Consider the following 24762-nt stretch of genomic DNA (forward strand, 5'->3'; position numbering starts at 1 on the left):
CTCCAACTAAGGCAAGACGTAACCAAGTCTTGCCTATGAAAATAACGCTCACAGGCCTTTTTATCAAAGAGTTTAACTTACAAGCGCACGTTGCTCTTTTGCCAGAAATAACAATTGAAGGCTTGCAGTAAATATCTAATTAATACTTAATAATAGATATTTTACCCTAAAAATTAGATATAATAATTGAGTTTCTTCTTTGCTACATCTCACGACTAAACCTCTTAAAGAAAATCTAAACTGTTCACATATAAAAGAAGGCTGACCCTATGGCTATTCAAGAGGAAAATGGCGGGACGAAAAATAATATTAATATAATACTAGTTTGTGCGACAAATTTCTACTTTCAACAGCCAGTCTTAGATTTTATAAAGGAACAAGAAGGAAATTGGCTAATTAGCCATCACTCTGACACTGAAAACGTTCTAAATGTAATAGCATCAAACAGAAAAGATATTGCGTATGCAATCATAGAAATCAGCGCACGCTCAACATTCGCTTATAGAAATTTTAAGCGTATCATTGACGCTTTAGACAAAACACCCAGGCTAGCTGTTGCAGAAAATGTTGATCTTTCACATTTTGAAAAAATACTATCATTTGGGATCAATGGTTTCATCAACACTAAAGATACAGCTATTTCAATCGCGCTTGCACTGTCGTCGATTGAAAATCAGGGGTTTCCCATCAGCCCTTCAATAGCCAAATTATTAATTCCCAACATTAAGCAAAAAATAATTATTGAAAATAAAGAGGTAAGCCTCACTCCTCAACAGCAGCGTATTTTGACCCTTATTTATGCCGGTAGATCTTATACTCAAATTGCCTCTGACATGGGCTTGTCGATAAATACGGTGCACACTTACAGCAGAAGTTTATTCAAAAGACTAAACGTACACTCGAAAACTGAAGCAATTCACTTCGCCAAAACCGCAGGACTGCTTTCATAAGCTTCTTGTTAAATCCCCTTCAATCCAAATGAGCCCGGGCTTATTTGATTGAATCTGTGTGTTTTTTAACCTCATGCTTAGTCGTTTTAAAAGACAAAAGGAAACTCTATTAGTTGATCTAAATTTTGAACGCGACCTAGGCTCACTGAATGTTGTAAAATCATTCAGCATTTCATAATGGCGTAAGTTATTAAGCTTGTCCTGAAAGCAATCTATCGCTCGGATGTGATTAGAGTACGTTGGCAAGTACTAAATTAAAAGGCTTCCCTTACAATAGAGACGGGCATTCATCGCCGTGACAAAAGGTTAATTTCCAAACAACATCGCGCAAACACATCGATAAACGTCACTACATAATACATCTTAAAATTATTATATCACCGGAATACACCGAAGCGCCAAGTGGACGTTTTTTTGTTTTGGAAGTAGGGTGTGAAGCTGTAACTTTCAGCTTATGTATCTGGTGAATAAAAACCTTACGGCTTTTACTTTCTAGGTGACTACACCAAAAACTATACATTTGACTGATGCTGCAAGTCATGCGGCACCTAAAGAATATAGAGCCGCAAAAAGGATCGTCCCGCTGTGTTCCTATCGTCAGGAACGTGGCCTATTATCACTAAACCAGCTACTTAACCTTATCTTGGTTGCGGGAGTAGGATTTGAACCTACGACCTTCAGGTTATGAGCCTGACGAGCTACCGGGCTGCTCCATCCCGCGCCAAGTAGTGGCTTAGTAAACCGACTGCAAAAGGATCGCAAGCCCCGAAACAAAGAATTTGCAAGAGATTTTGATCAGCCAGACAGGATACGTTCAGAACTAGGCGGTTTTTTATTTCAAGCGCTGAAACATAGGCTGCATCAGCGTTGGCTTTCCAAGAGCTTCCAATACCAACTCACCCCGCGCATCTAGAGCCTTCGCTAGGCCGTAATGCGGGGCCGCCCTGACACCACAGCGGTTAGTCGCGCTTCAATGAAGACCATGCGATTCTCTGCCTGCGTTTTTGAAATATCGCGCTGCCAGCTTAGCTCAAGCGCATCAGCCCCTGCAGCCTTCGCCTGCGCTATTGCCTGAGCCCTCAAGATCTGCTCAAGCGTCTCAAGAGCCAGTGTTTCTTGCGTGAAATCCTGCGTGCCCACGCCACTATGTACGCGAAACACACCTTCTGTGGGCGCTGTCACCGTGCCGCTGGCGCGCATCGTAATCTGCCCAACAACCGCGCCGATGGCATTTGCAACATCGCCGTGCTGGGGAATCAGCATCGGGCAGTTCAGGCGCGCGCCAACCGCAGGGTAATAGCTTGGCGCCGAAGCGCCCAACCCCACCACAGGCAGGTTTAGACCAGCATCCAGCTTTATCAATCCACGATGCCCGCTTAGCCCACGTTCCAGCAAAATATGCCCTGCCAAATCTTGCGAGGCCAAGCCAAAGCTTTGCGTTTCTTCGGCAAAGGCCACGTCTAACAACGCAGTAGAGGTTTGCCGGGTGAGCTGATCAATAATCATATCCGCCATATCTTGCGGATTTTTTGCCAAGCGCTGCCCGGCGCCCGTGCGCCGCCGCCCAAAGACGCTAAGGGCTTTTTGCGCCGCCCCGCGATCCCAAAGTTGCGAAGCGCCCAGAAAATGGCTGGCATCCGAAGGCGTTAAAGCTGCAATTTGCACCCCCCCCCGCGATAGCAAGCGCCGCAAAACCTGCTGCTCTAACCGGCTTTTCAACACCCTATCCAGCGGCTGAAAGTCAAGGGTGAGCCGCTGATAAAGCGCCAGATCGCGGCTTTGTAACCCTTGCATGGCCGGCCCCGAAAGGCGGCGCACAAAACGCCCATCATATTCGCTTGGAAGCGCCGTATGCAGCTGGCGATCTAACGCATCATGCACCAGATCAGGGGCCTCCATCGCCGCCAAGCAAATTGGTAAAACGCGCTTGGGCCCCAGCAACACGCCACCCTGCAACCCTTCAGATAGGAAATGAACTTCGCTATCGCCCCCCAAACCCGAGGTGCGCATGGCAACAGCCTCTACCATGGTGCGATAAGGGCCCACTTGAGCCCCCTGCGGATCCAGCGCCGGTTGGCCATTGCGCAAAACGGCAATATCCGTGGTGGTGCCTCCAATATCAGAGACCAAAGCGGTTTTCTCACCGGTGAGCCACCGCGCGCCCACAAGCGACGCAGCAGGCCCGCTTAAAATGGTCTCGATGGGTTTGTCGCGCGCCAGTTGCGCCGAAATCAAGGCCCCATCGCCGCGCACCACCATCAAAGGCGCCAGAATACCAAGCGCCGTTAATTTGAAGCTTGCCCGCTCAATCAAACCGTCAATCATCCCAATCAAACGGGCGTTTAACACCGACGTGAGCGCCCGCTTTGGCCCATTTAACTTCGAGGATAGCTGATGCGACGCGCTAACCGGCTTTCCCGAAACCGCGCGGATAAGCTGGCTAGCCGCTTCTTCATGCGCCGCATTTCGCGTGGCAAACTGCCCGGCCACGGCAAAGGCTGACACCCCAGTTTGCGCCTCTATCCAGCTTTGCAAAGCGCGCAGATCCAAAGGCTGCTGCTCGGAGCCTGCGTGATCATGCCCCCCCGGTAATTCGATGGCCGGATCACCGGCCAATACCTCAGACAGACCATGGCGGATCAGATCACCCGGGCGAAACCCTATATAGACCAATGCAACCCGTCCGCCTTGCCCTTCAACCAACGCGTTTGTGGCCAATGTGGTTGAGAGCGAGGCCATCGCAATCTCTTCCGGTTTGACCTGCGAGGCGGCCAAAACCGCCGCAACAGCCTTACCAATCCCCTCAGCCAAATCTGCGCGCGTGGTTAAGGATTTTGCGCTGGCGATCACTTCTGTTTCATCGCGCAGCAACACTGCATCCGTAAAAGTTCCACCCGTATCAACGCCCAGTAAAACGGCCATCTGATCCTCTTAATGATTGACTGTTGCAGCTGCCTCCGCCCGCACCTAGTCACAATTAAAGCCAAAAGAAAGACAGATTACGACACAAAGCCGCGGATCAAGGCCGCTTTCGACCGGTTAAAGTTTTTCAAGCTGCGCTTGCGCCCAAATCGCGGCTTCTGCGACCGTTGGGTCAGGATCTGATTGTAGGCGGGAGGCCACCGCGGCCAACTCAACCTGCTGCGAATTTCCGATCGCATAAAGTACGTTGCGTATAAACCGATCACGGCCGATGCGTTTGATCGGGCTGCCCGAAAATTTCTGGCGAAATTCCGCATCCTTTAGCATCGCCAGCTCGGCCAATTTTGGCGCGGTTAAATCTTCGCGCGCGTGAAAACGCACATCTTGCGCGGTTTGGGCAAATTTATTCCACGGGCATGCCGCCAAACAATCATCGCAACCATAAATGCGATTTCCCATCTGCGCCCGTAAATCAAGATCCACCGGGCCTTTATGTTCAATCGTCAGATAGGAAATGCAGCGCCGTGCATCCAACTGATATGGCGCTGGAAAAGCCTGCGTCGGGCAAGCCTGCAAACACGCCTGACAGGATCCGCAATGATCCGGCTCTTTTTCATCCACCGGCAAATCGAGCGTTGTAAAAATCGCGCCCAAGAAAAACCAATTGCCCAGTGACCGGCTGACCAAATTCGTATGTTTGCCTTGCCAGCCAAGCCCGGCAGCCTGCGCCAAGGGTTTTTCTGGCACCGGCGCCGTATCCACAAACACTTTAACAGCGCCGCCCTTCTCGGCGATTAACCAACGGGCCAAGGCTTTCAGGCGTTTTTTAATAATATCATGGTAATCTTTATTTCGGGCATAAACAGAAATTGTACCGCGATCAGGCTGCGCCAAAACCGCCATCGGATCTTCACTGGGCGCGTAGGATCGCGCCAGCATTATCACCGATTTCGCCTCTGGCCACAGGGCGCTGGGATCCGAACGCCATGCTTGGCGATCCTCCAGCCAAGCCATTTGCCCGTGATAATTTTTGGCCAAAAACGCGCGCAAATCGGCCTCCATCTGGGGTACGGCCGAGGGTTGGCAAATCGCCAGTTGATCAAAGCCTTCCCCCTGGGCCTGCGCCAAAAGCCGCTGTTTAAGCTCTTGCATCAGATCCCGCGCCCAAAATAGAGCGCCGCGCCTATGCCTGAGCCGGACACCATGTTAGAAATCCAAATCATTGTAATGTTTGGGCGGTGGAAACCCCGGCACTTGATCCGCTAGAATACTTCGAAACGCGGGGCGAGATTTGATTTTTGCGTACCAATCTTTCACGATGGCCGATCGATTCCAATCCACATCTGAAATATAATCTAGCACTGACAGATGCGCGGCAGCTGCAAAATCTGCCAGCGTCATCTGATCGCCCGCAAGCCAGCGGCGCTGGTCCAACAGCTCAGACATATAATCAAGATGAAATTTAATCGCCTTCATACCTGCAATCACGTGTTTGCTTTCAGGAAAACCCTCACCGGTAATTTTCTTGATCACCCGCTCATTTAGCAATTTTACCGTCACATCTTTGTGAAACTTATCATCAAACCACGCGATCAAACGGCGCATTTCGTATTTGTCCAAAGCGGTTTTGGGCAGCAGCGCTGGATCGGGATATAAATCCTCAAGAAATTCGCAAATCGCACCGCTTTGAGTGAGATAGCCGCTTTCATGCCGCAAAATCGGAACTTGCCCAGCCGGGTTGCGGCGCAAAAAATCCGTGCTGCGCTCCCAGTATTTTTCATCGACCAGCTCTACCTCAATGCGTTTTTCAGCAAGGGTCAGCCGAATTTTTCGGCAAAATGGCGAGAGGGGGGCATGATACAAGCGCAGCATTTCAGCCTTTCAAAACAAATATCGTCTCACTTTGAATGCCTTGTCAGAGCGGATTTTTCAATCCTTCAAACGCCGATTTATCCAGCTTGCCACTATTATATCGCCTAAGCCGGTTTACCAAAGGCGCGGCTGACACAGGCAGCGCGCTTGAGCTCTTTAAACCAAGGGCCCAAGCGCTGCTGTGCTTATTCAGCCGGAATGCTTTTGGCTTCATCCGATAAAGGATGCGGCAGATGCACCAACATCTCTTTAGGGCACACTTGCAAAAAGTGGTCTTTTTCCACATCCCATTGGCGCAAAATATCATACGCCTTAGGGCTGCCGGTTTCTTCAGCATGGCGTGAAATCAAAGATTTCAACTGCTCTTGCCAATGCCCAATCGTGACCGGACAGGTGATCAATGTTTCCATATTCATCCGGCTTTGCGCCAGCGAGTCTGGATCATAGATATAGGCCATGCCACCCGTCATACCGGCGCCAAAATTGGCCCCGACAGTGCCCAAAATCACCGCAACCCCGCCGGTCATATATTCGCACCCATTGCTGCCGCAGCCTTCAACCACAACCTTGGCACCTGAATTACGCACGCCAAAGCGCTCTCCGGCACGCCCGCTTGCGAATAAGTGGCCATCGGTGGCGCCATAGAGAACCGTGTTGCCGATAATCGTATTATCCGCCGCCACCAAGGGGCTTGTCATCGCAGGGCGCACCACAATCATGCCCCCTGAAAGCCCCTTGCCAACATAATCATTGGCATCCCCCGACACTTGCAGCTTCAGCCCGGGCGCGGCAAAGGCGCCCAAAGATTGGCCCGCGCTGCCGGTAAGCTTGATCGTTAGATGATCCTCTTGCAGCGCATTGCGCATACCGAATTTGGTTACGATATGGCTGGATATGCGTGTGCCGACGGTACGGTGAGTGTTCTGAACCGAATAAGACAGCTGCATTTTTTCGCCATCTTGTAAAAACCGCGCCGCGTCGCGCACAATCTCAGCATCCAGCGTATCAGGAACCGTATTGCGGGGACGGTCACGGTTATACACAACCGTGTCAGCCCCATCAACGCGGATCAAAAGCGGGTTCAAATCTAGGTCATCCAAATGTTCTGCGCCCCGGCTAACTTGCCCCAGCAGATCGGCCCGACCGATGATCTCATCCAATGAGCGCGCGCCAATGCTCGCCAGAATTTCACGCACCTCCTGCGCATAGAAGGTGATCAAATTCACGACTTTATCCGCGGAGCCAGTGAATTTTGAGCGCAGCTCTTCGTTTTGCGTGCACACGCCGACAGGGCATGTGTTGGATTGGCACTGCCGCACCATAATACAGCCCATCGCAATCAACGCTGCGGTGCCGATGCCAAATTCTTCGGCCCCCATCATCGCAGCCATGATGATATCACGACCCGTGCGCAAACCGCCATCGGTGCGCAAGGTAATGCGGTCGCGCAGATTGTTCATCGCCAACACTTGATGGGCCTCGGTCAATCCCATTTCCCATGGCAAGCCGGCAAATTTAATCGAGGTTGCCGGAGAGGCACCGGTGCCCCCATTGTGGCCGGAAATCAGAATCACATCTGCTTCGGCTTTTGCAACCCCGGCCGCGATCGTGCCCACGCCCGAAGAAGCGACCAATTTCACCGTCACTTTGCAGCGCGGGTTGATTTGTTTCAAATCATAGATCAGCTGCGCCAAATCCTCGATCGAATAAATATCGTGATGTGGAGGTGGGGAAATTAGCGTAACGCCCTTGGTAGAATGGCGCAAACGGGCGATCAAATCGGTGACCTTCATGCCCGGCAGCTGACCGCCTTCACCTGGCTTCGCCCCTTGCGCGACCTTGATCTCAAGCTCTTCACATTGGTTGAGATATTCCGCAGTCACGCCAAAGCGGCCCGAAGCAACTTGCTTGATTTTCGCCGATGGATTGTCACCATTGGGTTCGGGGTGAAAATGCGCGGGATCCTCGCCCCCTTCGCCGCTATCCGATTTGGCCCCGATACGGTTCATCGCGACGTTTAGCGTTTTATGCGCTTCCGGGCTTAAGGCCCCCAAAGACATACCCGGCGTCACAAAACGCCGGCGAATCGCCGTGATGCTTTCCACTTCCTCTAATGGCACAGGTTCACCGATCGGCTTCACAGCCAGCAAATCGCGCAAATGAATTGGCGGGTTTGATTGCATGCGGGCAGAATATTGTTTCCATAGATCAAAGCTGGCCCGATCACAGGCAGTTTGCATCATATGCATGGTTTGAGCTTCCCAGGCGTGGGTTTCGCCAGTTTTGCGCGATTTATAAAACCCGCCCATCGGCAAAACACCCGTGGCACCCTGCCAAGCGGCCGCGTGAATTTCTTCTGCTTTTTTCTGCACGCCGCTGACGCCAATGCCCGAAATCCGGCTCATCAAACCCGGGAAATATTCAGCGCACATCGCACGGCTAAGCCCAACAGCTTCAAAATTCAAACCGCCCCGATAGGAAGAAATCACCGAAATACCCATTTTCGACATGATTTTCAGCAAGCCTTGATCGATCGCCTCGCGATAGCGCGTCACAACCTCTGTCAGAGTCCCGTTCAGCAAGCCGCGCTCGATCCGATCGTTCAAACTGTCCTCGGCCAAATAGGCATTCACCACCGTTGCCCCCGCGCCAATCAATACTGCAAAATAATGCGGATCAATGCATTCTGCAGACCGCACATTCAGCGAACAAAACGTACGCAAGCCTTTGCGGGTGAGATGGCTGTGCACGGCTGAGGTGGCCAAAATCATCGGCATAGCAATTTTATCTGCGTTAGAAGCATGATCGCTTAACACCAAATGACCCGCCCCCGAACGCACGGCATCTTCTGCCTCTGCCCGGATACGCTCCAACCCAGTTTGCAGGGCTGATGGCCCTGAACCAACGGCAAAGCTACAGTCAATCTCAACCATCGGCGCGTTAAAATGGCTGGTCAATTCATCCCATTGCGCATTTCCAACGAAGGGGCTGTCAAGCACCAGAATTTCAGTTTGCGCGCTGCTTTCATCCAATACGTTTTTAAGATTTCCAAACCGGGTTTTTAGGCTCATCACGCGATATTCGCGCAGGCTGTCAATCGGCGGGTTGGTCACTTGCGAGAAATTTTGCCGGAAATAATGCGACAATGGGCGATATTTTTTCGACAAGACCGCGCTCGGTGTATCATCACCCATCGATGCAAGCGTTTCTTTGCCATCTTCGGCCATCGGCGCCAGAATTTGTTCGAGTTCTTCGATCGAATATCCCGCAGCAATCTGACGTTGACGCAAATCTGCGCCGGTAAATAGCGGGGCTTCGGTGACGCTTGCCAAAGGCGCGTCTAATTCGTTAATTTTCTCAACCCAGCTGCCAAAGGGCTGCGCGGCCGCCAATTTATCTTTGATCGCTGTGTCATGGTATAATCTTCCATCACTCATATCGACCGCGAGCAATTGCCCCGGGCCCAAGGCGCCCTTTTCGCGCACCGTGGCCTCATCAATCGGCACCATGCCGGTTTCGGATCCGGCGATCAGCAAGCCATCGCCCGTCACCACATAACGCATCGGGCGCAAACCATTGCGATCCAGCCCAGCGCAAACCCAGCGACCATCGGTCATCGCCAAAGCCGCAGGGCCATCCCATGGCTCCATGACCGAGTTGCAATAAGAATACATATCCCGCCAAGCATCGGGCAGGTCTTTGCCCTGCTTTGACCAGGTTTCAGGCACCAACATGGTTTTCGCCATTGGCGCATTGCGCCCGGCCCGCACCAAGGCCTCGAACACTGCGTCAAGCGCCGCAGAATCAGAAGAGCCGCTTGGCACGATGGGTTTGATGTCTTCAGCCGTGTCGCCAAATGCCGTGCTTGCCATGCGAATTTCATGGCTTTTCATCCAATTCACATTGCCTTTAAGCGTGTTGATTTCGCCATTATGCGCGAGCATCCGAAAAGGTTGCGCCAACCACCATTGCGGAAACGTGTTTGTGGAATAGCGCTGATGATAAATGGCAAAGGCGCTGGTGAAGCGCTCATCCATCAAATCGGGATAGAACACCGCCACTTGCTCGGCCAGCATCATGCCTTTGTAAATGATCGAACGGCAGGACAGCGAGGCGATGTAAAGTTGCCCCACACCCGATGCGGCCGCAGATTTTTCAATCCGGCGGCGGATCACGTAGAGATCGCGCTCAAACGTTTCTTCATCTACCCCTTTGGAGTTGCTGATCAGAATTTGTTCAATTTCGGGCCGCGTTGCGTTTGCTTTTTCACCCAGACAACTGACCTCAACGGGCACGTGTCGCCATCCATAGATATAATAGCCCATCCGCAAAACTTCGCTTTCAACGATGCTTCGGCAGGTTTCTTGCGCGCCAAAATCTGCGCGGGGTAAAAACACCTGCCCCACAGCCACCAGCTCATCTTGGCGCGGTTCATGACCCGTCCGGCGGATTTGATCATAGAAAAACCGCACGGGTATTTGCACGTGAATGCCGGCTCCGTCGCCGGTTTTGCCATCTGCATCCACAGCGCCGCGGTGCCAAACCGCTTTCAACGCGGCAATGCCATTTTCAACAACTTTGCGGCTGGCCTTGCCATTGATCGACACCACCAAACCTACGCCGCATGAGGCATGCTCATCCTCTTCGCGATACAGGCTGTTCTGCGTCATCCATTGGCGCTTTTGTTCCTGTTGCTTCATCCAATCTGGCCCAAAGCCCGTGGTGTTTTCATGTGTCATGGATCATCTCCTTATGCGGCGGCGACCAAATTGCCCGAAGCCATTTGATGGCGGGCGTCAGCGCGGCCTTTTATCTTGTTATTCTGCGGCGATAGCAGCCGAAGGTTGCAGCTCGGCAATGATGGCATTGGCCGTATCCTGTCCATCTTTGATGGCCCAAACCACCAATGAGGCTCCGCGCACGATATCGCCCACCGCGTAAACCCCCGGAAGCGCTGTTTTCCCGCTTCCAAACGCGGCTTTTATCGTTCCCCAGCGGGTCACGGGCAATTCGGGTTGGTCAAATAAATGCGGAAGATCTTCCGGTTCAAAGCCCAGAGCTTTGATCACCAGATCCGCCTTTTCGACATAGCGGCTGCCCTCGATCACCTCAGGCATGCGCCGTCCGGTGGCATCAGGCGCCCCAAGGCGCATTTTATGCCCCAGCACACCGCGCACAGGGCCGGCTTGCGCGGCAACCGCTTTCACATCCTGAATGTTCGTATCATCCACAAACGCTTCGGGCGCAGATAGCCATTCAAAAACAACGCCTTCTTCTTCAGCATTTTCAACTTCCCGCTGCGATCCGGGCATATTGGCGCGGTCGCGGCGATACATGCATTTTACCGAGGTGGCCCCTTGGCGGATCGCCGTGCGCACGCAATCCATCGCCGTATCCCCACCGCCGATCACCACCACGTTTTTATCGGCAGCATTCAACGCACCGCTGGTAAATTCTGGCACGTCATCGCCAAAATTTTCACGGTTTGACGTGGCCAGAAAGTCGAGCGCTTGCACAACGCCCGAGAGCGCGCCGCCCGGCACATCCAAATCGCGGATTTTGTAAACGCCAGTAGCCACAATCACGGCATCATGCTGCGCGCGTAGGTCCTCAAACGTGATATCTTCGCCGATATTGCAATTCAACTTAAGCGTCACCCCGCCATCAACCAATTGCTGATTGCGGCGCATAACAATGTCTTTTTCCAGCTTGAAGCCGGGAATACCATAGGTGAGCAATCCACCTGCCCGGTCATAGCGGTCATAAATCGTAACCTGAAACCCCGCCCGGCGCAGCCGATCCGCAGCGGCTAACCCACCGGGCCCTGCGCCAATAATACCAACCGATTTATCAAGCTCGCGTGCGGGTGATAAAGGCTGCACCCAGCCTTCTTGCCATGCGGTATCGGTGATATATTTCTCGACGGCCCCAATCGTGACGGTTTCATGCCCCGATTGCTCGATCACGCAATTGCCTTCGCACAAACGGTCTTGCGGACAGATCCGCCCGCAGATCTCAGGAAAACTATTGGTCGCCTGCGACACCTCATAGGCTTCTTGTAGGCGGCCCTCGGCCGTTAAGTGCAACCAATCGGGGATATTGTTGTGAAGCGGGCAATGCGACTGGCAGTAAGGCACCCCGCATTGGCTACAGCGGCTCGATTGCTCTTTTGCCTTCTCAGCCGCGAATTCGGCGTAGATTTCTTTGAAATCTTCTGCACGCTCGGTCGCGCTGCGTTTCTTTGGCATATCGCGTTCGATCGACACGAATTTTAACATTGGCTGCTTGGCCATGAGAGCCTCCTACTTTCAATTTCTGGTTATGTAGCGGAAGCCTATCAAAAAGAAAAGGCAGAAGTGCTGACGTTTATTTTCACTTACACCCTTAAAAAACAAATAATTGACAATCTAGATCAAAAATTAAGTCCGAATCGGACTTAAAAAGAGTGTTTCTATTATAAATCTGTTGGTTATATGATGGGTTTGCACCATTATAAGGTTTTAAATGCCCCTGCTTCATTTGATTATACTAGCTATTATTCAAGGGGTTACAGAATTCCTTCCCGTTTCCTCAAGCGCGCATTTGATCCTATTTCCTGCGCTCACCGGCACCACAGATCAAGGGCCTATTATCGATGTCGCCGTCCATTTGGGCACGCTGCTCGCCGTTATGCTGTATTTTCACAGCGATGTGCGAAAGATCTTTTTTGGCGCCGGCCACCTATTGAAAGGCAGAACCACGCCACCCGAGGCCAGATTCGCGCTCTACCTGATCTATGCCACCCTGCCCGCCATCGCCGTCGGCTTAATGCTCAAACTTTCTGGTGTAAGCGGCGCGATGCGCGAAAATGTTGCGCTGATCGGCTGGGCAATGCTAGGATTCGGCTTGCTTCTCTGGTGGGCCGATCGACGCCCCAAAACCCTAAAAGCTGTTTCAGATTTCAGCCGAGGCGATGCGCTGAAATTGGGCCTCTGGCAAGCGCTAGCGCTTATTCCGGGCACCTCGCGATCTGGCATAACCATCACCGGGGCGCTCTTGGCGGGCTATAATCGGCACGAAGCCGCGCGCTTATCCATGTTGATGTCAATCCCGGTGATCCTAGCCGCAACAGCGCTGGCCAGCCTTGATCTGATTGCGGACGAAGCGAGCGCGCAGTTGCGTGACGCGGCATTGGCCGCCGCTTTTGCCGCCTTCTCAGCGTTCATCGCTTTGGGGCTTATGATGCGCCTGCTGCGCAGCATAAGCTTCACGCCTTATGTGATCTATCGGGTGGTTTTCGGGGCTGGCCTGATCCTCTGGGCCAGTCTTTAAACCACGCAGCCACTGTGCTAGTGACTTGTTAAGGGGATCTAATGCAGCAAAAGGATGGAACGATGGCCCGCATGATTTTTATGCTGAACGGACCGAATTTGAATCTGTTGGGAAAACGCCAACCTGAAATCTATGGGCATGACACATTAAACGATATTGCCCGCGATTGCGATTTGGCCGCTGACAAGCTGGACCTAACGCTGACGCATTTGCAGTCAAATCATGAAGGCCAGCTGATTGATTGGATTCATCAAGCACGAGAGGAAGCCGAGGGCATTATAATGAATCCGGGGGCGTTCTCGCATAGCTCGATCGCCATTTTGGATGCTTTAAACACGTTTGAGGGCCCGCTTTTAGAGGTCCATATCTCTAATATCCATAAACGGGAAAGCTTCCGCCATCATTCTTACGTGTCGCTGCGCGCCGAGGGCGTGATTGCTGGGTTCGGCATCGACGGATACCGGATCGCGGTTCAGCATATCGCGAAATTGCTCACCACATAGAAAGCCCTCAGAATGAGCAACGTTTTATTCGACGCGCTGTTTGCCGATCATATCGGATCTGATGCGCCGTTCTTGATCCTGCCAGATGGGGAGGTTTGGAGCTATAAACGCTTTTTAGAAACTGCCGCGCAATACGCGCATGTGTTAGAAGCGCTTGGGCTACAGATCGGGGATCGATTGGCCGTGCAGGTACAAAAATCCCCCGAAGCCTTGGCGATCTACGCGGCCTGTTTGCAAGCAGGGGTGATCTTTCTTCCTTTAAACACCGCCTATACAGCCCGTGAAATGGCATATTTTATTGAGAATTCAGGGGCAAAACTGGTATTGTGCGACGCCAAAGCAGAAACCGCTTTGCACCCCGTAGCGCAGGCTGCGCAGGCGCAATTGCAGGTTTTGAATGGGGATGGCAGCGGCGGCTTTACACGCTTGGCGATGCACCATCCCAAAAGCTACCAACCTCGCGCCCGCAGCGGCGCTGATCTGGCAGCCTTTCTTTATACATCGGGCACGACCGGGCGCTCAAAAGGGGCCATGCTTAGCCATGATAACCTGTTATCAAACGCAAAAGCCTTATGCGATGCATGGCGCTTTACCGCCCAAGATGTGCTTTTGCACGCATTGCCTATTTTTCACACTCACGGGCTTTTTGTGGCCACAAATATTTGCCTTCTTGCCGGATGCTCGATGCGGTTTTATCCCGCGTTTGACGCCAAACAGCTGATCCAAGATATGCCAATGGCCACCGCTTTAATGGGGGTGCCGACCTTTTATTCCCGTTTGTTAAATGATCCAAATTTCACCAAACGCATTACCGAAAACATGCGCCTCTTCGTGTCGGGCAGCGCGCCGCTTCTGACAGAAACGCATGAAGCCTTTGAAAGCCGCACCGGGCATCGTATTTTAGAGCGCTACGGCATGACCGAAACCAATATGAACACGTCAAACCCTTATAACGCTGAGCGGCGCGCGGGCACTGTTGGCTTTCCTTTACCCGGTGTAGAGCTGCGGGTCATCGATGAAAAAACCGAAGAACTGCTTCCCCAAGGTGAAATTGGAATGATCGAAATACGCGGCCCCAACGTGTTTCAAGGCTATTGGAACATGCCAGACAAAACTGCTGCCGAGCTGCGAGAAAACGGGTTTTTCATCACGGGTGATTTGGGGATGATCGATGGGCAGGGCTATGTGCAAATCGTCGGGCGTAGCAAAGATCTTATCATCTCTGGTGGGTATAATATCTATCCGAAGGAAATCGAGCAAATCTTAGATGATGTGCCCGGCGTTTTGGAAAGCGCCGTGATCGGCGTACCGCATGCAGATTTTGGCGAAACCGTGCTGGCCGCCGTGGTGCCCCGCAGCGGAGTTACTTTGCAAGAACGCGATTTGGCCGCAGAGGTGGCGCAAAAATTAGCACGCTTTAAACATCCAAAATCCTACCAAATTATCGCGGAACTGCCGCGTAATACGATGGGTAAAGTGCAAAAAAACCTGCTGCGAGACAGGTATAAGGGCCTTTTTGCAGCGCAGTAGCGCACCGCAACGCTCTAGAAACCGCCTCAGCCGCGCTTGGCATTCGGGCCCTAAGGCGGTTTTCAGCCTTGTGGCAGTTGCTGGCCTTTTCCTTTTGAATAAGTTTGGATACACCAAGGTTATGATATGGACGGTTCCAAATATTTTAACCACGGGGCGCTTGCTTGCTGCGCCCGCATTGGCGCTGATGTTTTTGTATTTTAACCGGCCCTATGCGGATTGGTTCGCGCTGCTGCTGTTTATATTTGCCGCGCTTACTGATTGGGTTGATGGATTCCTCGCCCGCACGTGGAAACAGGAAACCAAATTTGGCCAAATGCTCGATCCGATCGCGGATAAAGCAATGGTTATCATCGCGCTTCTGATCATTGTGGGGTATTCGAGCATGTCGCCTTGGCTTGTGCTGCCCGCGACTGTGATTTTGTTTCGCGAAGTTTTTGTGTCTGGCCTGCGCGAGTTTTTGGGCGATAGTGCCAGCACGCTGCAGGTCACAAAACTGGCAAAATGGAAAACCACCGCGCAAATGGCGGCGATTGCAATTTTATTCTCACAAGGTGTTTTTGAGCATTATCTGAAGCTCTCGGCGCGAGAAATCGGCCCAGACGCGCTGAACAATATCCTAAACGGCGGCGCCCAAGATACGCTGGGCGTGATCTGGAAGCATCATGCGATGATCTGGTCGGGCAATGTCGGGCTGATCTTACTTTGGGTTGCGGCCGCTTTAACCTTGATCACCGGCTTTGATTATTTCAAAAAAGCGCTTCCATTTTTGAAAGATGAGGCATGATAGAGGTTTTATATTTTGCTTGGCTGCGCGAGCGCATCGGCATCCCCCGCGAAACCATTGATAGCCAAGCCGCCACAGTGGCGGATCTTATAACAGAGCTGCGCGCCAAAGATCCGCGCTACGCGCTGGCGTTTTCGGATCTCTCCGCGCTGCGCGCCGCAGTGGATCAAGAATTGGTTGAATTTGACGCCCCGCTCAACGGCGCCAAAGAAGTTGCATTTTTTCCTCCGATGACGGGGGGGTGATCATGCGCATCCTCATTCAAGAACACCCCTTTGATCTGGGTCAAGAAGCGCAAAACTTTGCCGAAAAACAAGACAATGCCGGCGCAATAGTTACCTTCACCGGGATTGTGCGGAACACATCTTTAGGCGATTTAAAAACTCTCACAATCGAACATTACCCCGCCATGACAGAAAAGGCGATTTCTGAGATCGCCCAAACGGCGATTGACAGATGGTCATTGCAGGACGCGCTGGTGCTGCATCGCTATGGAAACCTTGCCCCCGGCGAGGGAATCATGATGGTGGCAACCGCCGCCACGCATCGCAGTGACGCGTTTGCCGCCGCAGATTTTCTGATGGATTATCTCAAATCGCGCGCACCTTTTTGGAAAAAAGAGATAACCGCATCCGGAGCAAACTGGGTAGAAGCAAAAGACAGCGACGAGCAGGCTTTGAGGCGTTGGTAGCACGACCATCGCACCTGCCCCGGGCATTATAAGCGGTCGGTTTCGCTTATCCGAGCCTGTCGCAATCCCTCCATCGCCGCGTCACGTTCTGCCCGCGCTTGGGCCAATAGGTTTGTCAGCTCAGCCTCTTTTAGGGCAGCCTCTTCACGCGCCGCATCGCGCTGCGCTGTGGCGTTAAGCAGCTCTTGTGTGACGTTGGTCATCGCCTCAATGCTGGGCAAAGAGCCGCGCAAAAGCTGCGTCCAAAGCCAATGCATGCACCAGCCCATAGCAAAGGCTGCAAACAGCGCAAGCGCGCCAATTAACATCACCTCATTGGCCTGCATCAGCGTTTGTCCTTGCCTCAGTTGGCGGCGTTTCTGCATCACCCTGCGCCAGCGGCACCGGTTCATTTTCGCGCAGATAAAACTCAATTCGCCGGTTGATATCACGCCCTTCTGCGCTGTCATTTGCTGCAATGGGTTTGGTCTCACCATAGCCTTGTGCCACAAAACTGCCGGTTAAAATACGCCGCCTTTGCAGCTCCATCAACACCGCCTGCGCGCGCGTTTGGCTCAGTTGCAGGTTCATTTCCTCGCGCCCCTGACTGTCTGTATGGCCAGCGATTTCAAGCGGAATTTCTCCACATTGGCGCAATATATCCGCGATTTTATCCAAGAGGTTCTGGCCTGCCAAATTCACCCGATCCGATCCCGGGTCAAAATTGATTTTTTCAGATTGAAGCAGCCCGTTAATTTGGCTGATACAAAGGACAGCCGGCAACAGATCCGGCTCTGCTTTGGGGGGCGGTTCATAGCTAATCTGCAAATCGGCGCGCACAGTATTTGGCAATATCTGGTGTACGCTTAACGCCAAAGCGGCCTGCGCATCCTTGCGATGGGACATTCCAGAAACTGTTAGATCGTGCCGGGTCAAGCGCATTTGCGCCCGCTGCAAGGGTAGCATCGCATCGATCAAAGACAGGATCTGCAGGGTCCAATCGTTGCCCAGCGCCGGGTCCAGCGATCCAGAAAACGTCACCTTATCAAATCCAAACCGGGCTTGCGCCAGCGCCGTTACCGCCTTTTGAGCGCGTTGATCGTCCAAAGGGCCCTGCAAAATTAAGTTGCCATCCGCCTCAAGCTCAAACAAAAACTCTGCGGCGAGAAGCCCGCCCGCCATACCGGGCTGATTTCTAGACGCTTCAACCTTATAACCCCCTGGCAAACGCTGTTTTATTTTTTCGACCACTGCGGCGATGTTATCGGCATCTAGCGGATTGGGAAGAAACAGCTGGAGGCGGTTATCCGCCAAATGAATTGTGGCTGTGCGGATCGGCCTTAATTCATCGAGCGCCAAAAAAATGGTTTCATCAAACCCGGTTGGGCGATCTGCAAAATTCATCAGGCAGGGCAATCCATACGTCACGTCAAACGCTTGCAACGCTGAGGCAAGCGCTTTGAGATGCATTTGGCTGTTGACCCGGCAGGCGAGAACGCGCAACGCGCCATCGCTTTTCACCGCGCGAAAGCGATAACCTTCAGGCGCAGCATTGGGCGCCACCACCGCAATCTCATACAAAAGCCCATTCGGACTAAGCTGCTCTAGATTTGTCAAAACCTCCTGCCGGCGCTCTTCCGTTTTTACAAGCGCTTTCACAACAACGCGATCTTCCGCAATGGTCACCTCGCCGCGATGTATCTGCGTCAAAGCTTCAAGCCCAAGCTGCTGGGCGGTGAGCCATTTTTCAGACGGGCGGCGCTGGGCGGCGGTAAAGAAATGTTTCAGCTCCATCTGCCCCGCGGCCATATCACGCAAACCCGCCAGCAACGTCTCTTGCGCCAGCCCGCTTGGCACATTGCCCATTGCGCGGATAAACTTTGAGGTTTTAAAAATTTGTAGGGTAAGCGCAACTGGTGTTTTGGCGCCTGTCTCAGATAGAACAATCTGATCCGATAGATTGTGTATCGCCACGATTTTTCGCGCCAGTGCTAAAGCTTGAAATCGCTGCGCCGCGGTTTCAGCCTGGCCAGAGAGCACCACCTGCCGCCCATCAGCGGCAATCTCAACCCAACCCAGATCGGCCTTTACAAAGGCGGCTTCAAGCCGCGATATGGTTTTTGCTTCAAGCACCCAAACCAAAGCCATAGCGCAGAAACAAGCTACGATCGCGGCGGCGCTAAAGGTAATAAGAATGTAGCGTTTGGCCAAAAATCGCATAAAATCGCTCGGTTAACAGGGCTGCTGCCTTCATAGGCTTTCGCGCCCATGGGTTCAATAAAGGAAAATCGCAAGGCCAAAGAAGACAACGGGCATTAAGCCGGTGTGGCTGTTTGCCCGAAACAATCGCAACAATAACCCGGTCTCTCCCAAGCGGAACTGACGCAATTGCCACATCATATGCAGCACAAAGGCAGCAACGCCCAGCCCCGCAACCCAGAAAGCCGGCCCCTGTGCCTGCAGCGCCAAAGCGCCCAGCATCAATCCACCGCTGGTAAGCGCAAAGCCCAATAACCAAGGCCATGTCTTTGCCCCAAATAGACGCGCCGTGGATTTGATGCCGATCAATGCGTCATCTTCAATATCCTGATGAGCGTAAATTGTATCGTAAAACAGCGTCCAACAAATACCGCTTAAATATAGGATCACAGCGGAAACCTGTAACCCGCCCTGATGGGCGATAAAGGCCAATAAAACACCCCAATTAAAGGCCAAGCCCAAAAACACCTGCGGCCACCAGGTAAAGCGTTTCGCAAAAGGGTAAATCGCCACGGGGATCAGGGCGATGATCCCGCATATAATCGCCGCTGCGTTGAAGCTGAAAAGAATGCAGGCGGCCAATGCCACCTGCGCGCCCATCCAAATCACTGCCGATTTCACCGATACTTGTCCCGAGGGGATCGGCCGCGATTTGGTCCGTTCAACCGCTCCGTCAAATTTGCGATCTGTGATATCATTCCACGTGCAGCCAGCCCCGCGCATCAAAAAAGCCCCCAGCCCGCATCCCACAAAAATCCACACATCGCTTAAGGCAAATTGACCATCGGCTAGGATGGCAAAAAACAACCCCCACCAGCAGGGAAACAACAGCAACCAGGTTCCAATTGGCCGATCCGCCCGCGACAGGCGTAAATAAGGCCTGCTGGCTTGCGGCGCAAAGCGATCAACCCAATTGCCTTTCACAGCATCAAAAACTTCACCCGCTACCTCTGGTTTTGTTCTCTGCTCAGACATATGTTAGGCCCTATGACTTCTAAAATCAGACTCTTTGTAGATCACCCGCTGGCACCGGCGCAATCACTACCTTTAACGCGCGAGCACGCGCATTACCTATTTTCCGTGATGCGCCAAAACGTGGGAGATCGCGTTCTGGTGTTCAACGGCCAAGACGGCGAATGGCTGGCTGAAATCACGCAAGCCGGTAAAAAATCGGGCGCGCTGAGCTGTTTAACACAAAGCAAAGCACTGCGCGCCCCCCCAGATCTCTGGCTGCTTTTCGCACCGATCAAAAAAACACGCACCGATTTTATTGTAGAAAAAGCCACCGAATTGGGTGCTGCACGGATTTGTCCGGTGCAAACCACCTTTACAAATTCTGAACGGATTCGGCGCGACCGGCTGCAAGCCCATGCGGTTGAAGCGGCCGAACAATGCGGCGGCACCTATGTGCCGGTGGTTGACGCATTGCAGAAATTAAAAGCGGTTTTGGATCAATGGCCGGAAGATCGCAGCTTATTATTTTGCGATGAAACAAAAGCTGGCGCGGCCACTTCATTCGCTGCGCTCGCACCGGGGCCCTGCGCCATTTTAATCGGTCCGGAAGGCGGGTTTGACGCGGCAGAGCGCCAGCAGATATCCAACCTACCAAATGCGCATTGCATCAGCTTGGGCCCGCGCATTTTGCGCGCTGATACCGCCGCGGTAACCGCCCTTAGCCTCTGGCAAGCTCACCTAGGAGATTGGACATGATACGGCCCGAGGCCGCAGCGGTTTTACAGCGCTGGCGCGATGCGTTTATCGGCGCGGCGCTTATCGCTTTAGGGCTCTATTGGTTTACCAAAACTTTCGGGCTATTATCCTGGGTCGGGGCGGCGCTGACCCTTATTGGAGCGCTGATTGGCTTTGCCGGGCTGCAGCGCGCGCGATTCTCAAAATCGCAACACGGGGCCGGTATCGTAGATGTTACCGAAGGCCAAATCACCTATTTTGGCCCCGATACCGGCGGTGTGATTGCGCTGGATGATATCACCAAAATTAGCCTCATATATTATCAGAACCAGCAGCTGTGGAAACTCGAGCAACCGGCCCAGACGGCGCTGTTTATTCCCACCGGTGCAACAGGCGCAGAGCGGCTGTTTGATGCTTTTACCCAGCTAGATAATTTTCAAATCGAGGCGATGCTTCAGCTTTTGGCGCAGCGCTTGAACACCCCTCAAACGATCTGGCAAAAAGACTATTTTTTAGACCCCCAAAATTACATCCATTGACAGCTTGGTTAATCCACAGCAAATCTGCATATCTGAAACTTCGGAGTTCCCGCAATGTCTATTCCCCAATCGGGTGGTGGCCCCATCGAGCACCCAGAGCAAATGGCGGCCTATCTGGCGGCAGGCTGCAAGCCGGAAAGCAAGTGGCGCATCGGGACCGAACATGAAAAATTCGGTTTTTGCCAGGCAAACCAGAGGCCTTTGCCCTATTCCGGGCCCTGTTCAATCAAGACCATCCTCGAAGCGCTGCGCGACCGCTTCGGGTGGTCGCCAGTTTTGGAAGCGGATAAATTAATCGGATTAACCCGAAATGGCGCAAATATATCCCTAGAGCCGGGTGGCCAGTTTGAATTATCGGGCGCCCCTTTAGAGACCATTCATGACACGGCCAAGGAACTTAACCAGCATCTAGACGAGCTGCGCGGCATCAGCGATGAAATTGGCGCTGGATTTATAGCGCTGGGCGCGGCGCCCATATGGTCTCACGAGACGATGCCCGTTATGCCCAAAGGCCGCTATACTCTGATGACCGATTACATGGATCGGGTCGGCACGATGGGAAAATTTATGATGTATCGCACGTCTTGCGTGCAGGTAAATTTAGATTTTAGCTCTGAAGCGGATATGGTTCAAAAAATGCGCGTAGCAGTTGCGCTGCAGCCGATTGCAACCGCACTTTTCGCCAACTCACCGTTTTTCGATGGGTTGCCCAATGGCCATAAAAGTTGGCGCAGCCGCGTTTGGCAAGATCTTGATGCAGATCGCACAGGCATGTTGCCCTTCATATTTGAGCCGGGGTTTGGCTTTGAGGCTTGGGTCGAATACGCCCTCGATGTGCCAATGTATTTTGTCTATCGAGACGGCCGATATATTGATGCTTTGGGGCAATCTTTCCGCGATTTTCTACAGGGAAAATTGCCCGCCTTGCCCGCAGAGCGGCCCAGCCTAAGCGATTGGGCGGATCACTTGACCACTATTTTTCCCGAGGCCCGGCTGAAAACATTTATTGAAATGCGCGGAGCAGATGCGGGGCAGACAGATCATCTATGCGCGCTTTCAGCGTTTTGGGTGGGCTTGTGTTATGATAAAACCGCGTTGGATGCGGCTTGGGATTTGGCGAAAAACTGGACGGCCGAATTTCGCGAAACGCTGCGGATAAACAGCGCCAGAAGCGGCTTAGCGGCACAGGTCGACGGGGTTAAATTGATCGACCTGGCTAAGGAACTTGTTGATATCTCGCGCAAGGGCCTGATCGCAAGGGGCCGCGCCAATGTCGAAACAGGCGCCGTTGATGAAAGCCGTTTTCTAGACCCTCTCTTCGAAAATCTGGCAACCCAAAAATCCCCGGCGGATCGATTGCTTGGTCTTTACAGCAAAGAGTGGAACACAGATTTACAGCTAATTTATCGCGCCGCGCGTATCGGCTAGGCCGGCTTACGCGCAAAAATAGGTTGAACTTTAAACGTTAAGTCTTTCGCCAATTCTACCTGCTAAATCTTACTGCGGGTAAAGGGGAAATAAAATGAGTGGGTCAGAAAAGACTGTTGTTCAAACTATTATCAAACGCAAAATAAGAGATCCGGAAGAACCACAAGAAAATGGCGGATGGAAAGTGGCCTATGCGGATTTCGTAACCGCCATGATGGCATTTTTTATGGTCATGTGGTTGCTGTCATCGGCAAACGAAGATCAGCGGCGGGGGATCGCGGGATATTTCCGCCCGTCTTCAGACTTAAATCGAACCGAAACCGGAAGCCTGTCCATGGTGGATAAAGGAATATTGCATGGTGGGGATACATTAGACGCTGCAGTTGAAGCCAAGCTTGAAAGCGTGGAAGCGCAATCTTCGAGCACCGATGAACCGCATCAAAACGCAACGCAAAAAGACCTTAAAGCTATCGAAACGCTGTTTTCTGACCTATACAAAGAAAAACTCGGGCGCCCCCTATCAGAGGCCCAAATCGGCCTTCACCTCAGCGATGAAGGCTTCCAGTTTGATTTTTTTGAAACCAAGGGCGCTGAGCTTTTTGACACAAGCCAAAACCCCAAAACAGCGCTGATCAAGCTGCTTGATATAATCGCAAAAATGACAGCCCGCGTAGAACATCCGATCGCGGTTGAAGCGCATGTGCAAGCCGCGCCTTTGGTGGTAAAGCGACCACAGGATTGGATGATCTCGAGCGCGCGCGCAGGCAATGTGCGGGTAATGCTGCAGCGACTGGGGGTACCCGAAACCCGTATAAAGCGCAACACGGCCCATGGAGACAACGATCCAATCTCAGAAAACCCGATGGCCCAGCAGAACAACCGCGTATCGATTGTCTTTTTAAACCTCACCAAAGAATAGAAAATTTTAACTATTAGCACGCTGTTAAGCAAAACCCAGCTACCTGTCTGAGACGCGATTTCAACAGATTTCAAAGATAGGTATTATGACAATCTCATCCTCGCTTAATGCCAGCGTTTCAGGCCTAAGTTCAAACGCCAGCCGCCTGGCAGGCATCTCAGACAATATCGCCAATTCAGCTACGAATGGATATCGGCGGGTTGAAACAGATTTTCACTCTATGGTCATCTCAAATCGGCAACACGCTTACGCAGCGGGCGGGGTCCGCAGCTCTCAACAGCGCATGATCGATCAGTCGGGAAGCCTTATTTCAACGAATAATAGCGCGGGTTGCTGCCGGTCAGTGATGCGGCACAAATCAAGGTCGATAATGGCAGAAGCCCCATGAAATTAACCAGCACCGGTTCGTTCCGATTGGATAAGGATGGCTATTTATCCACCACCTCCGGGCTCACGCTGCTGGGCTGGCCCGCGCGTGAAGATGGATCTATTCCCAATTACGCGCGCGATAGCAGCCTCGATCTTGAGCCTATAAAAATCAACGCTCAGACGCTTTCTGGACAACCCACAACCAAGATGCGTGTGGCCGTAAATCTCCCCGCAACCGCCACGATGGCGGGGGCAGCGCCTAGCACAGAAGGGATCTCGGTTGAGTATTTTGACAATTTGGGGCGGCCACATAGCTTTGAGTTTACCTTTACACCCGTAATTCCAGGCGCAGACGCTTCCAATAAATGGCGTATGGACATCACCGATTCAGCCAGTCAAACCGCATTGATCGGAGCCTATGAGATGTCTTTTAAAGATGCGCGCAACGCAGGCGGCACGTTAAATTCGATAACGCCGCTTGACAGCAGCCCAGCCTATAATGCGAGCACGGGAACAGTTATTTTAAACGCCCAAAGCGGCCCGATTGAAGTGACCATAGGCAAAATCGCAGATCGCTATGGAATGACCCAATTGTCAGACAGTTTCACACCCGTCACCAGCGAGAAAGATGGAGCAAAAAGCGGCACCATGAAAAACGTCGAAATTGATCAAGCGGGAAATGTTTTTGCGATATCTGATACGGGCCTTGCGCGCCGCTTATATCAAGTGCCTCTGGTCAATCTTCCCAATATCAATGGGCTAAGCGCGCAGGGCGATGAGACATATCTGCCTTCCTCTTCGAGCGGTGATTATTCATTATGGAGCCCAGGCGATGGCCCAACCGGAACCATCGTTCCAAAGGCGCTGGAAGAATCCACCACAGATGTTGCAACAGAATTAACGGATATGATCCGTACGCAGAGGGCGTATTCATCAAATGCCAAAGTTATTCAAACAGTTGATGAGATGCTTCAGGAAACCACAAATCTCATCCGTTAAGCGCTTGAAAGGCCA

Annotated in this window: 19 protein-coding genes, 1 tRNA gene and 1 pseudogene; 12 read left to right on the forward strand and 9 right to left on the reverse strand. The window is 52.3% G+C overall.

Annotation, left to right across the window (positions count from 1 at the left end):
• The first annotated feature begins 269 nt into the window (after nucleotides 1-269).
• Nucleotides 270-950 carry a response regulator transcription factor gene (locus UM181_05040; GenBank protein ID WQC63972.1) on the forward strand — a complete coding sequence of 227 codons (681 nt, stop codon included), beginning with the start codon at nucleotides 270-272 and terminating at the stop codon, nucleotides 948-950.
• 644 nt (nucleotides 951-1594) lie between these two features.
• Here the strand turns inward: UM181_05040 and UM181_05045 are convergent.
• The 6 genes from UM181_05045 to UM181_05070 all read right to left on the reverse strand — a co-directional run bounded on the left by UM181_05045 (nucleotide 1595) and on the right by UM181_05070 (nucleotide 12037).
• Nucleotides 1595-1671 (reverse strand) — tRNA-Met (locus tag UM181_05045).
• A 200-nt stretch (nucleotides 1672-1871) separates the two neighbouring features.
• On the reverse strand, nucleotides 1872-3872 hold the full coding sequence (locus tag UM181_05050; GenBank protein WQC63973.1) for a hydantoinase/oxoprolinase family protein: 2001 nt from the start codon (nucleotides 3870-3872) through the stop codon (nucleotides 1872-1874).
• A gap of 117 nt (nucleotides 3873-3989) precedes the next feature.
• Nucleotides 3990-5024 carry a tRNA epoxyqueuosine(34) reductase QueG gene (gene queG, locus UM181_05055; GenBank protein ID WQC63974.1) on the reverse strand — a complete coding sequence of 345 codons (1035 nt, stop codon included), beginning with the start codon at nucleotides 5022-5024 and terminating at the stop codon, nucleotides 3990-3992.
• Nucleotides 5025-5078: 54 nt separating this feature from the next.
• Entirely contained in the window at nucleotides 5079-5744 is a 666-nt protein-coding gene (locus tag UM181_05060; GenBank protein WQC63975.1) for a glutathione S-transferase family protein, read from the reverse strand.
• 185 nt (nucleotides 5745-5929) lie between these two features.
• Nucleotides 5930-10483 (reverse strand): glutamate synthase large subunit, encoded by a 4554-nt coding sequence (gene gltB / locus UM181_05065; protein ID WQC63976.1) that lies wholly within the window; start codon nucleotides 10481-10483, stop codon nucleotides 5930-5932.
• A 78-nt stretch (nucleotides 10484-10561) separates the two neighbouring features.
• The gene (locus UM181_05070; protein ID WQC63977.1) at nucleotides 10562-12037 is read right to left on the reverse strand and encodes an NAD(P)-dependent oxidoreductase; all 1476 of its coding nucleotides are present in this window, start codon (nucleotides 12035-12037) and stop codon (nucleotides 10562-10564) included.
• A 211-nt stretch (nucleotides 12038-12248) separates the two neighbouring features.
• On the opposite strand from UM181_05070, the gene UM181_05075 reads away from it, so the two are divergent.
• The 6 genes from UM181_05075 (at nucleotide 12249) to moaE (ending at nucleotide 16566) form a co-directional block, all read left to right on the forward strand.
• Complete coding sequence (locus UM181_05075; protein WQC63978.1) at nucleotides 12249-13055, forward strand: undecaprenyl-diphosphate phosphatase; 807 nt, start codon at nucleotides 12249-12251, stop codon at nucleotides 13053-13055.
• Between the two features lie 62 nt (nucleotides 13056-13117).
• A complete protein-coding gene (gene aroQ, locus UM181_05080; GenBank protein WQC64701.1) occupies nucleotides 13118-13558 on the forward strand; it encodes a type II 3-dehydroquinate dehydratase in 441 nt (146 codons plus the stop codon).
• Nucleotides 13559-13570: 12 nt separating this feature from the next.
• On the forward strand, nucleotides 13571-15088 hold the full coding sequence (locus UM181_05085) for a malonyl-CoA synthase (GenBank protein WQC63979.1): 1518 nt from the start codon (nucleotides 13571-13573) through the stop codon (nucleotides 15086-15088).
• Nucleotides 15089-15209: 121 nt separating this feature from the next.
• Nucleotides 15210-15875: a CDP-diacylglycerol--glycerol-3-phosphate 3-phosphatidyltransferase gene (pgsA, locus tag UM181_05090; protein WQC64702.1), complete on the forward strand. Its 666-nt coding sequence runs from the start codon at nucleotides 15210-15212 to the stop codon at nucleotides 15873-15875.
• Complete coding sequence (gene moaD / locus UM181_05095) at nucleotides 15872-16120, forward strand: molybdopterin converting factor subunit 1 (GenBank protein WQC63980.1); 249 nt, start codon at nucleotides 15872-15874, stop codon at nucleotides 16118-16120. The genes pgsA and moaD overlap by 4 nt, the downstream gene beginning before the upstream one ends.
• A 2-nt stretch (nucleotides 16121-16122) precedes the next feature.
• Nucleotides 16123-16566, forward strand: a complete 444-nt coding sequence (gene moaE / locus UM181_05100) for a molybdopterin synthase catalytic subunit MoaE (GenBank protein ID WQC63981.1) — start codon at nucleotides 16123-16125, stop codon at nucleotides 16564-16566.
• 26 nt (nucleotides 16567-16592) lie between these two features.
• Here the strand turns inward: moaE and UM181_05105 are convergent, their stop codons facing one another.
• From UM181_05105 to ubiA, 3 genes are read right to left on the reverse strand one after another with little or no spacing between them, the layout of a single operon-like run.
• Nucleotides 16593-16892 (reverse strand): hypothetical protein, encoded by a 300-nt coding sequence (locus tag UM181_05105; protein ID WQC63982.1) that lies wholly within the window; start codon nucleotides 16890-16892, stop codon nucleotides 16593-16595.
• Nucleotides 16879-18765: an OmpA family protein gene (locus UM181_05110; protein ID WQC63983.1), complete on the reverse strand. Its 1887-nt coding sequence runs from the start codon at nucleotides 18763-18765 to the stop codon at nucleotides 16879-16881. Before UM181_05110 ends, UM181_05105 begins: the two co-directional genes overlap by 14 nt.
• A gap of 54 nt (nucleotides 18766-18819) precedes the next feature.
• Nucleotides 18820-19779, reverse strand: coding sequence for a 4-hydroxybenzoate octaprenyltransferase (gene ubiA, locus UM181_05115; GenBank protein WQC63984.1), 960 nt, complete (start codon nucleotides 19777-19779; stop codon nucleotides 18820-18822).
• Nucleotides 19780-19791: 12 nt separating this feature from the next.
• Here ubiA and UM181_05120 point away from each other — a divergent pair, with 12 nt between their 5' ends.
• The 5 genes and pseudogenes from UM181_05120 to UM181_05140 all read left to right on the forward strand — a co-directional run bounded on the left by UM181_05120 (nucleotide 19792) and on the right by UM181_05140 (nucleotide 24747).
• Nucleotides 19792-20514, forward strand: coding sequence for a 16S rRNA (uracil(1498)-N(3))-methyltransferase (locus UM181_05120; protein WQC63985.1), 723 nt, complete (start codon nucleotides 19792-19794; stop codon nucleotides 20512-20514).
• Entirely contained in the window at nucleotides 20511-21032 is a 522-nt protein-coding gene (locus tag UM181_05125; GenBank protein WQC63986.1) for a hypothetical protein, read from the forward strand. The genes UM181_05120 and UM181_05125 overlap by 4 nt, the downstream gene beginning before the upstream one ends.
• 54 nt (nucleotides 21033-21086) lie before the next feature.
• Nucleotides 21087-22460 (forward strand): glutamate--cysteine ligase, encoded by a 1374-nt coding sequence (locus tag UM181_05130; GenBank protein ID WQC63987.1) that lies wholly within the window; start codon nucleotides 21087-21089, stop codon nucleotides 22458-22460.
• Nucleotides 22461-22554: 94 nt separating this feature from the next.
• Complete coding sequence (locus UM181_05135; GenBank protein ID WQC63988.1) at nucleotides 22555-23379, forward strand: flagellar motor protein MotB; 825 nt, start codon at nucleotides 22555-22557, stop codon at nucleotides 23377-23379.
• Nucleotides 23380-23464: 85 nt separating this feature from the next.
• A pseudogene (locus UM181_05140) lies at nucleotides 23465-24747 on the forward strand (flagellar hook-basal body complex protein).
• Nucleotides 24748-24762: the final 15 nt, after the last annotated feature.

Source organism: Alphaproteobacteria bacterium US3C007 (genome assembly GCA_034423775.1).
GTDB classification, from domain to species: Bacteria; Pseudomonadota; Alphaproteobacteria; order Rhodobacterales; family Rhodobacteraceae; genus Thalassovivens; species Thalassovivens spotae.

What these genes read in the sequence shown, in the direction of transcription:
- UM181_05040 (WQC63972.1), top strand. Translation starts at nt 270, where the DNA reads ATGGCTATTCAAGAGGAAAATGGCGGGACGAAAAATAATATTAATATA.
- UM181_05050 (WQC63973.1), bottom strand. Translation starts at nt 3,872, where the DNA reads ATGGCCGTTTTACTGGGCGTTGATACGGGTGGAACTTTTACGGATGCA.
- queG (WQC63974.1), bottom strand. Translation starts at nt 5,024, where the DNA reads ATGCAAGAGCTTAAACAGCGGCTTTTGGCGCAGGCCCAGGGGGAAGGC.
- UM181_05060 (WQC63975.1), bottom strand. Translation starts at nt 5,744, where the DNA reads ATGCTGCGCTTGTATCATGCCCCCCTCTCGCCATTTTGCCGAAAAATT.
- gltB (WQC63976.1), bottom strand. Translation starts at nt 10,483, where the DNA reads ATGACACATGAAAACACCACGGGCTTTGGGCCAGATTGGATGAAGCAA.
- UM181_05070 (WQC63977.1), bottom strand. Translation starts at nt 12,037, where the DNA reads ATGGCCAAGCAGCCAATGTTAAAATTCGTGTCGATCGAACGCGATATG.
- UM181_05075 (WQC63978.1), top strand. Translation starts at nt 12,249, where the DNA reads ATGCCCCTGCTTCATTTGATTATACTAGCTATTATTCAAGGGGTTACA.
- aroQ (WQC64701.1), top strand. Translation starts at nt 13,118, where the DNA reads ATGGCCCGCATGATTTTTATGCTGAACGGACCGAATTTGAATCTGTTG.
- UM181_05085 (WQC63979.1), top strand. Translation starts at nt 13,571, where the DNA reads ATGAGCAACGTTTTATTCGACGCGCTGTTTGCCGATCATATCGGATCT.
- pgsA (WQC64702.1), top strand. Translation starts at nt 15,210, where the DNA reads ATGATATGGACGGTTCCAAATATTTTAACCACGGGGCGCTTGCTTGCT.
- moaD (WQC63980.1), top strand. Translation starts at nt 15,872, where the DNA reads ATGATAGAGGTTTTATATTTTGCTTGGCTGCGCGAGCGCATCGGCATC.
- moaE (WQC63981.1), top strand. Translation starts at nt 16,123, where the DNA reads ATGCGCATCCTCATTCAAGAACACCCCTTTGATCTGGGTCAAGAAGCG.
- UM181_05105 (WQC63982.1), bottom strand. Translation starts at nt 16,892, where the DNA reads ATGCAGGCCAATGAGGTGATGTTAATTGGCGCGCTTGCGCTGTTTGCA.
- UM181_05110 (WQC63983.1), bottom strand. Translation starts at nt 18,765, where the DNA reads ATGCGATTTTTGGCCAAACGCTACATTCTTATTACCTTTAGCGCCGCC.
- ubiA (WQC63984.1), bottom strand. Translation starts at nt 19,779, where the DNA reads ATGTCTGAGCAGAGAACAAAACCAGAGGTAGCGGGTGAAGTTTTTGAT.
- UM181_05120 (WQC63985.1), top strand. Translation starts at nt 19,792, where the DNA reads ATGACTTCTAAAATCAGACTCTTTGTAGATCACCCGCTGGCACCGGCG.
- UM181_05125 (WQC63986.1), top strand. Translation starts at nt 20,511, where the DNA reads ATGATACGGCCCGAGGCCGCAGCGGTTTTACAGCGCTGGCGCGATGCG.
- UM181_05130 (WQC63987.1), top strand. Translation starts at nt 21,087, where the DNA reads ATGTCTATTCCCCAATCGGGTGGTGGCCCCATCGAGCACCCAGAGCAA.
- UM181_05135 (WQC63988.1), top strand. Translation starts at nt 22,555, where the DNA reads ATGAGTGGGTCAGAAAAGACTGTTGTTCAAACTATTATCAAACGCAAA.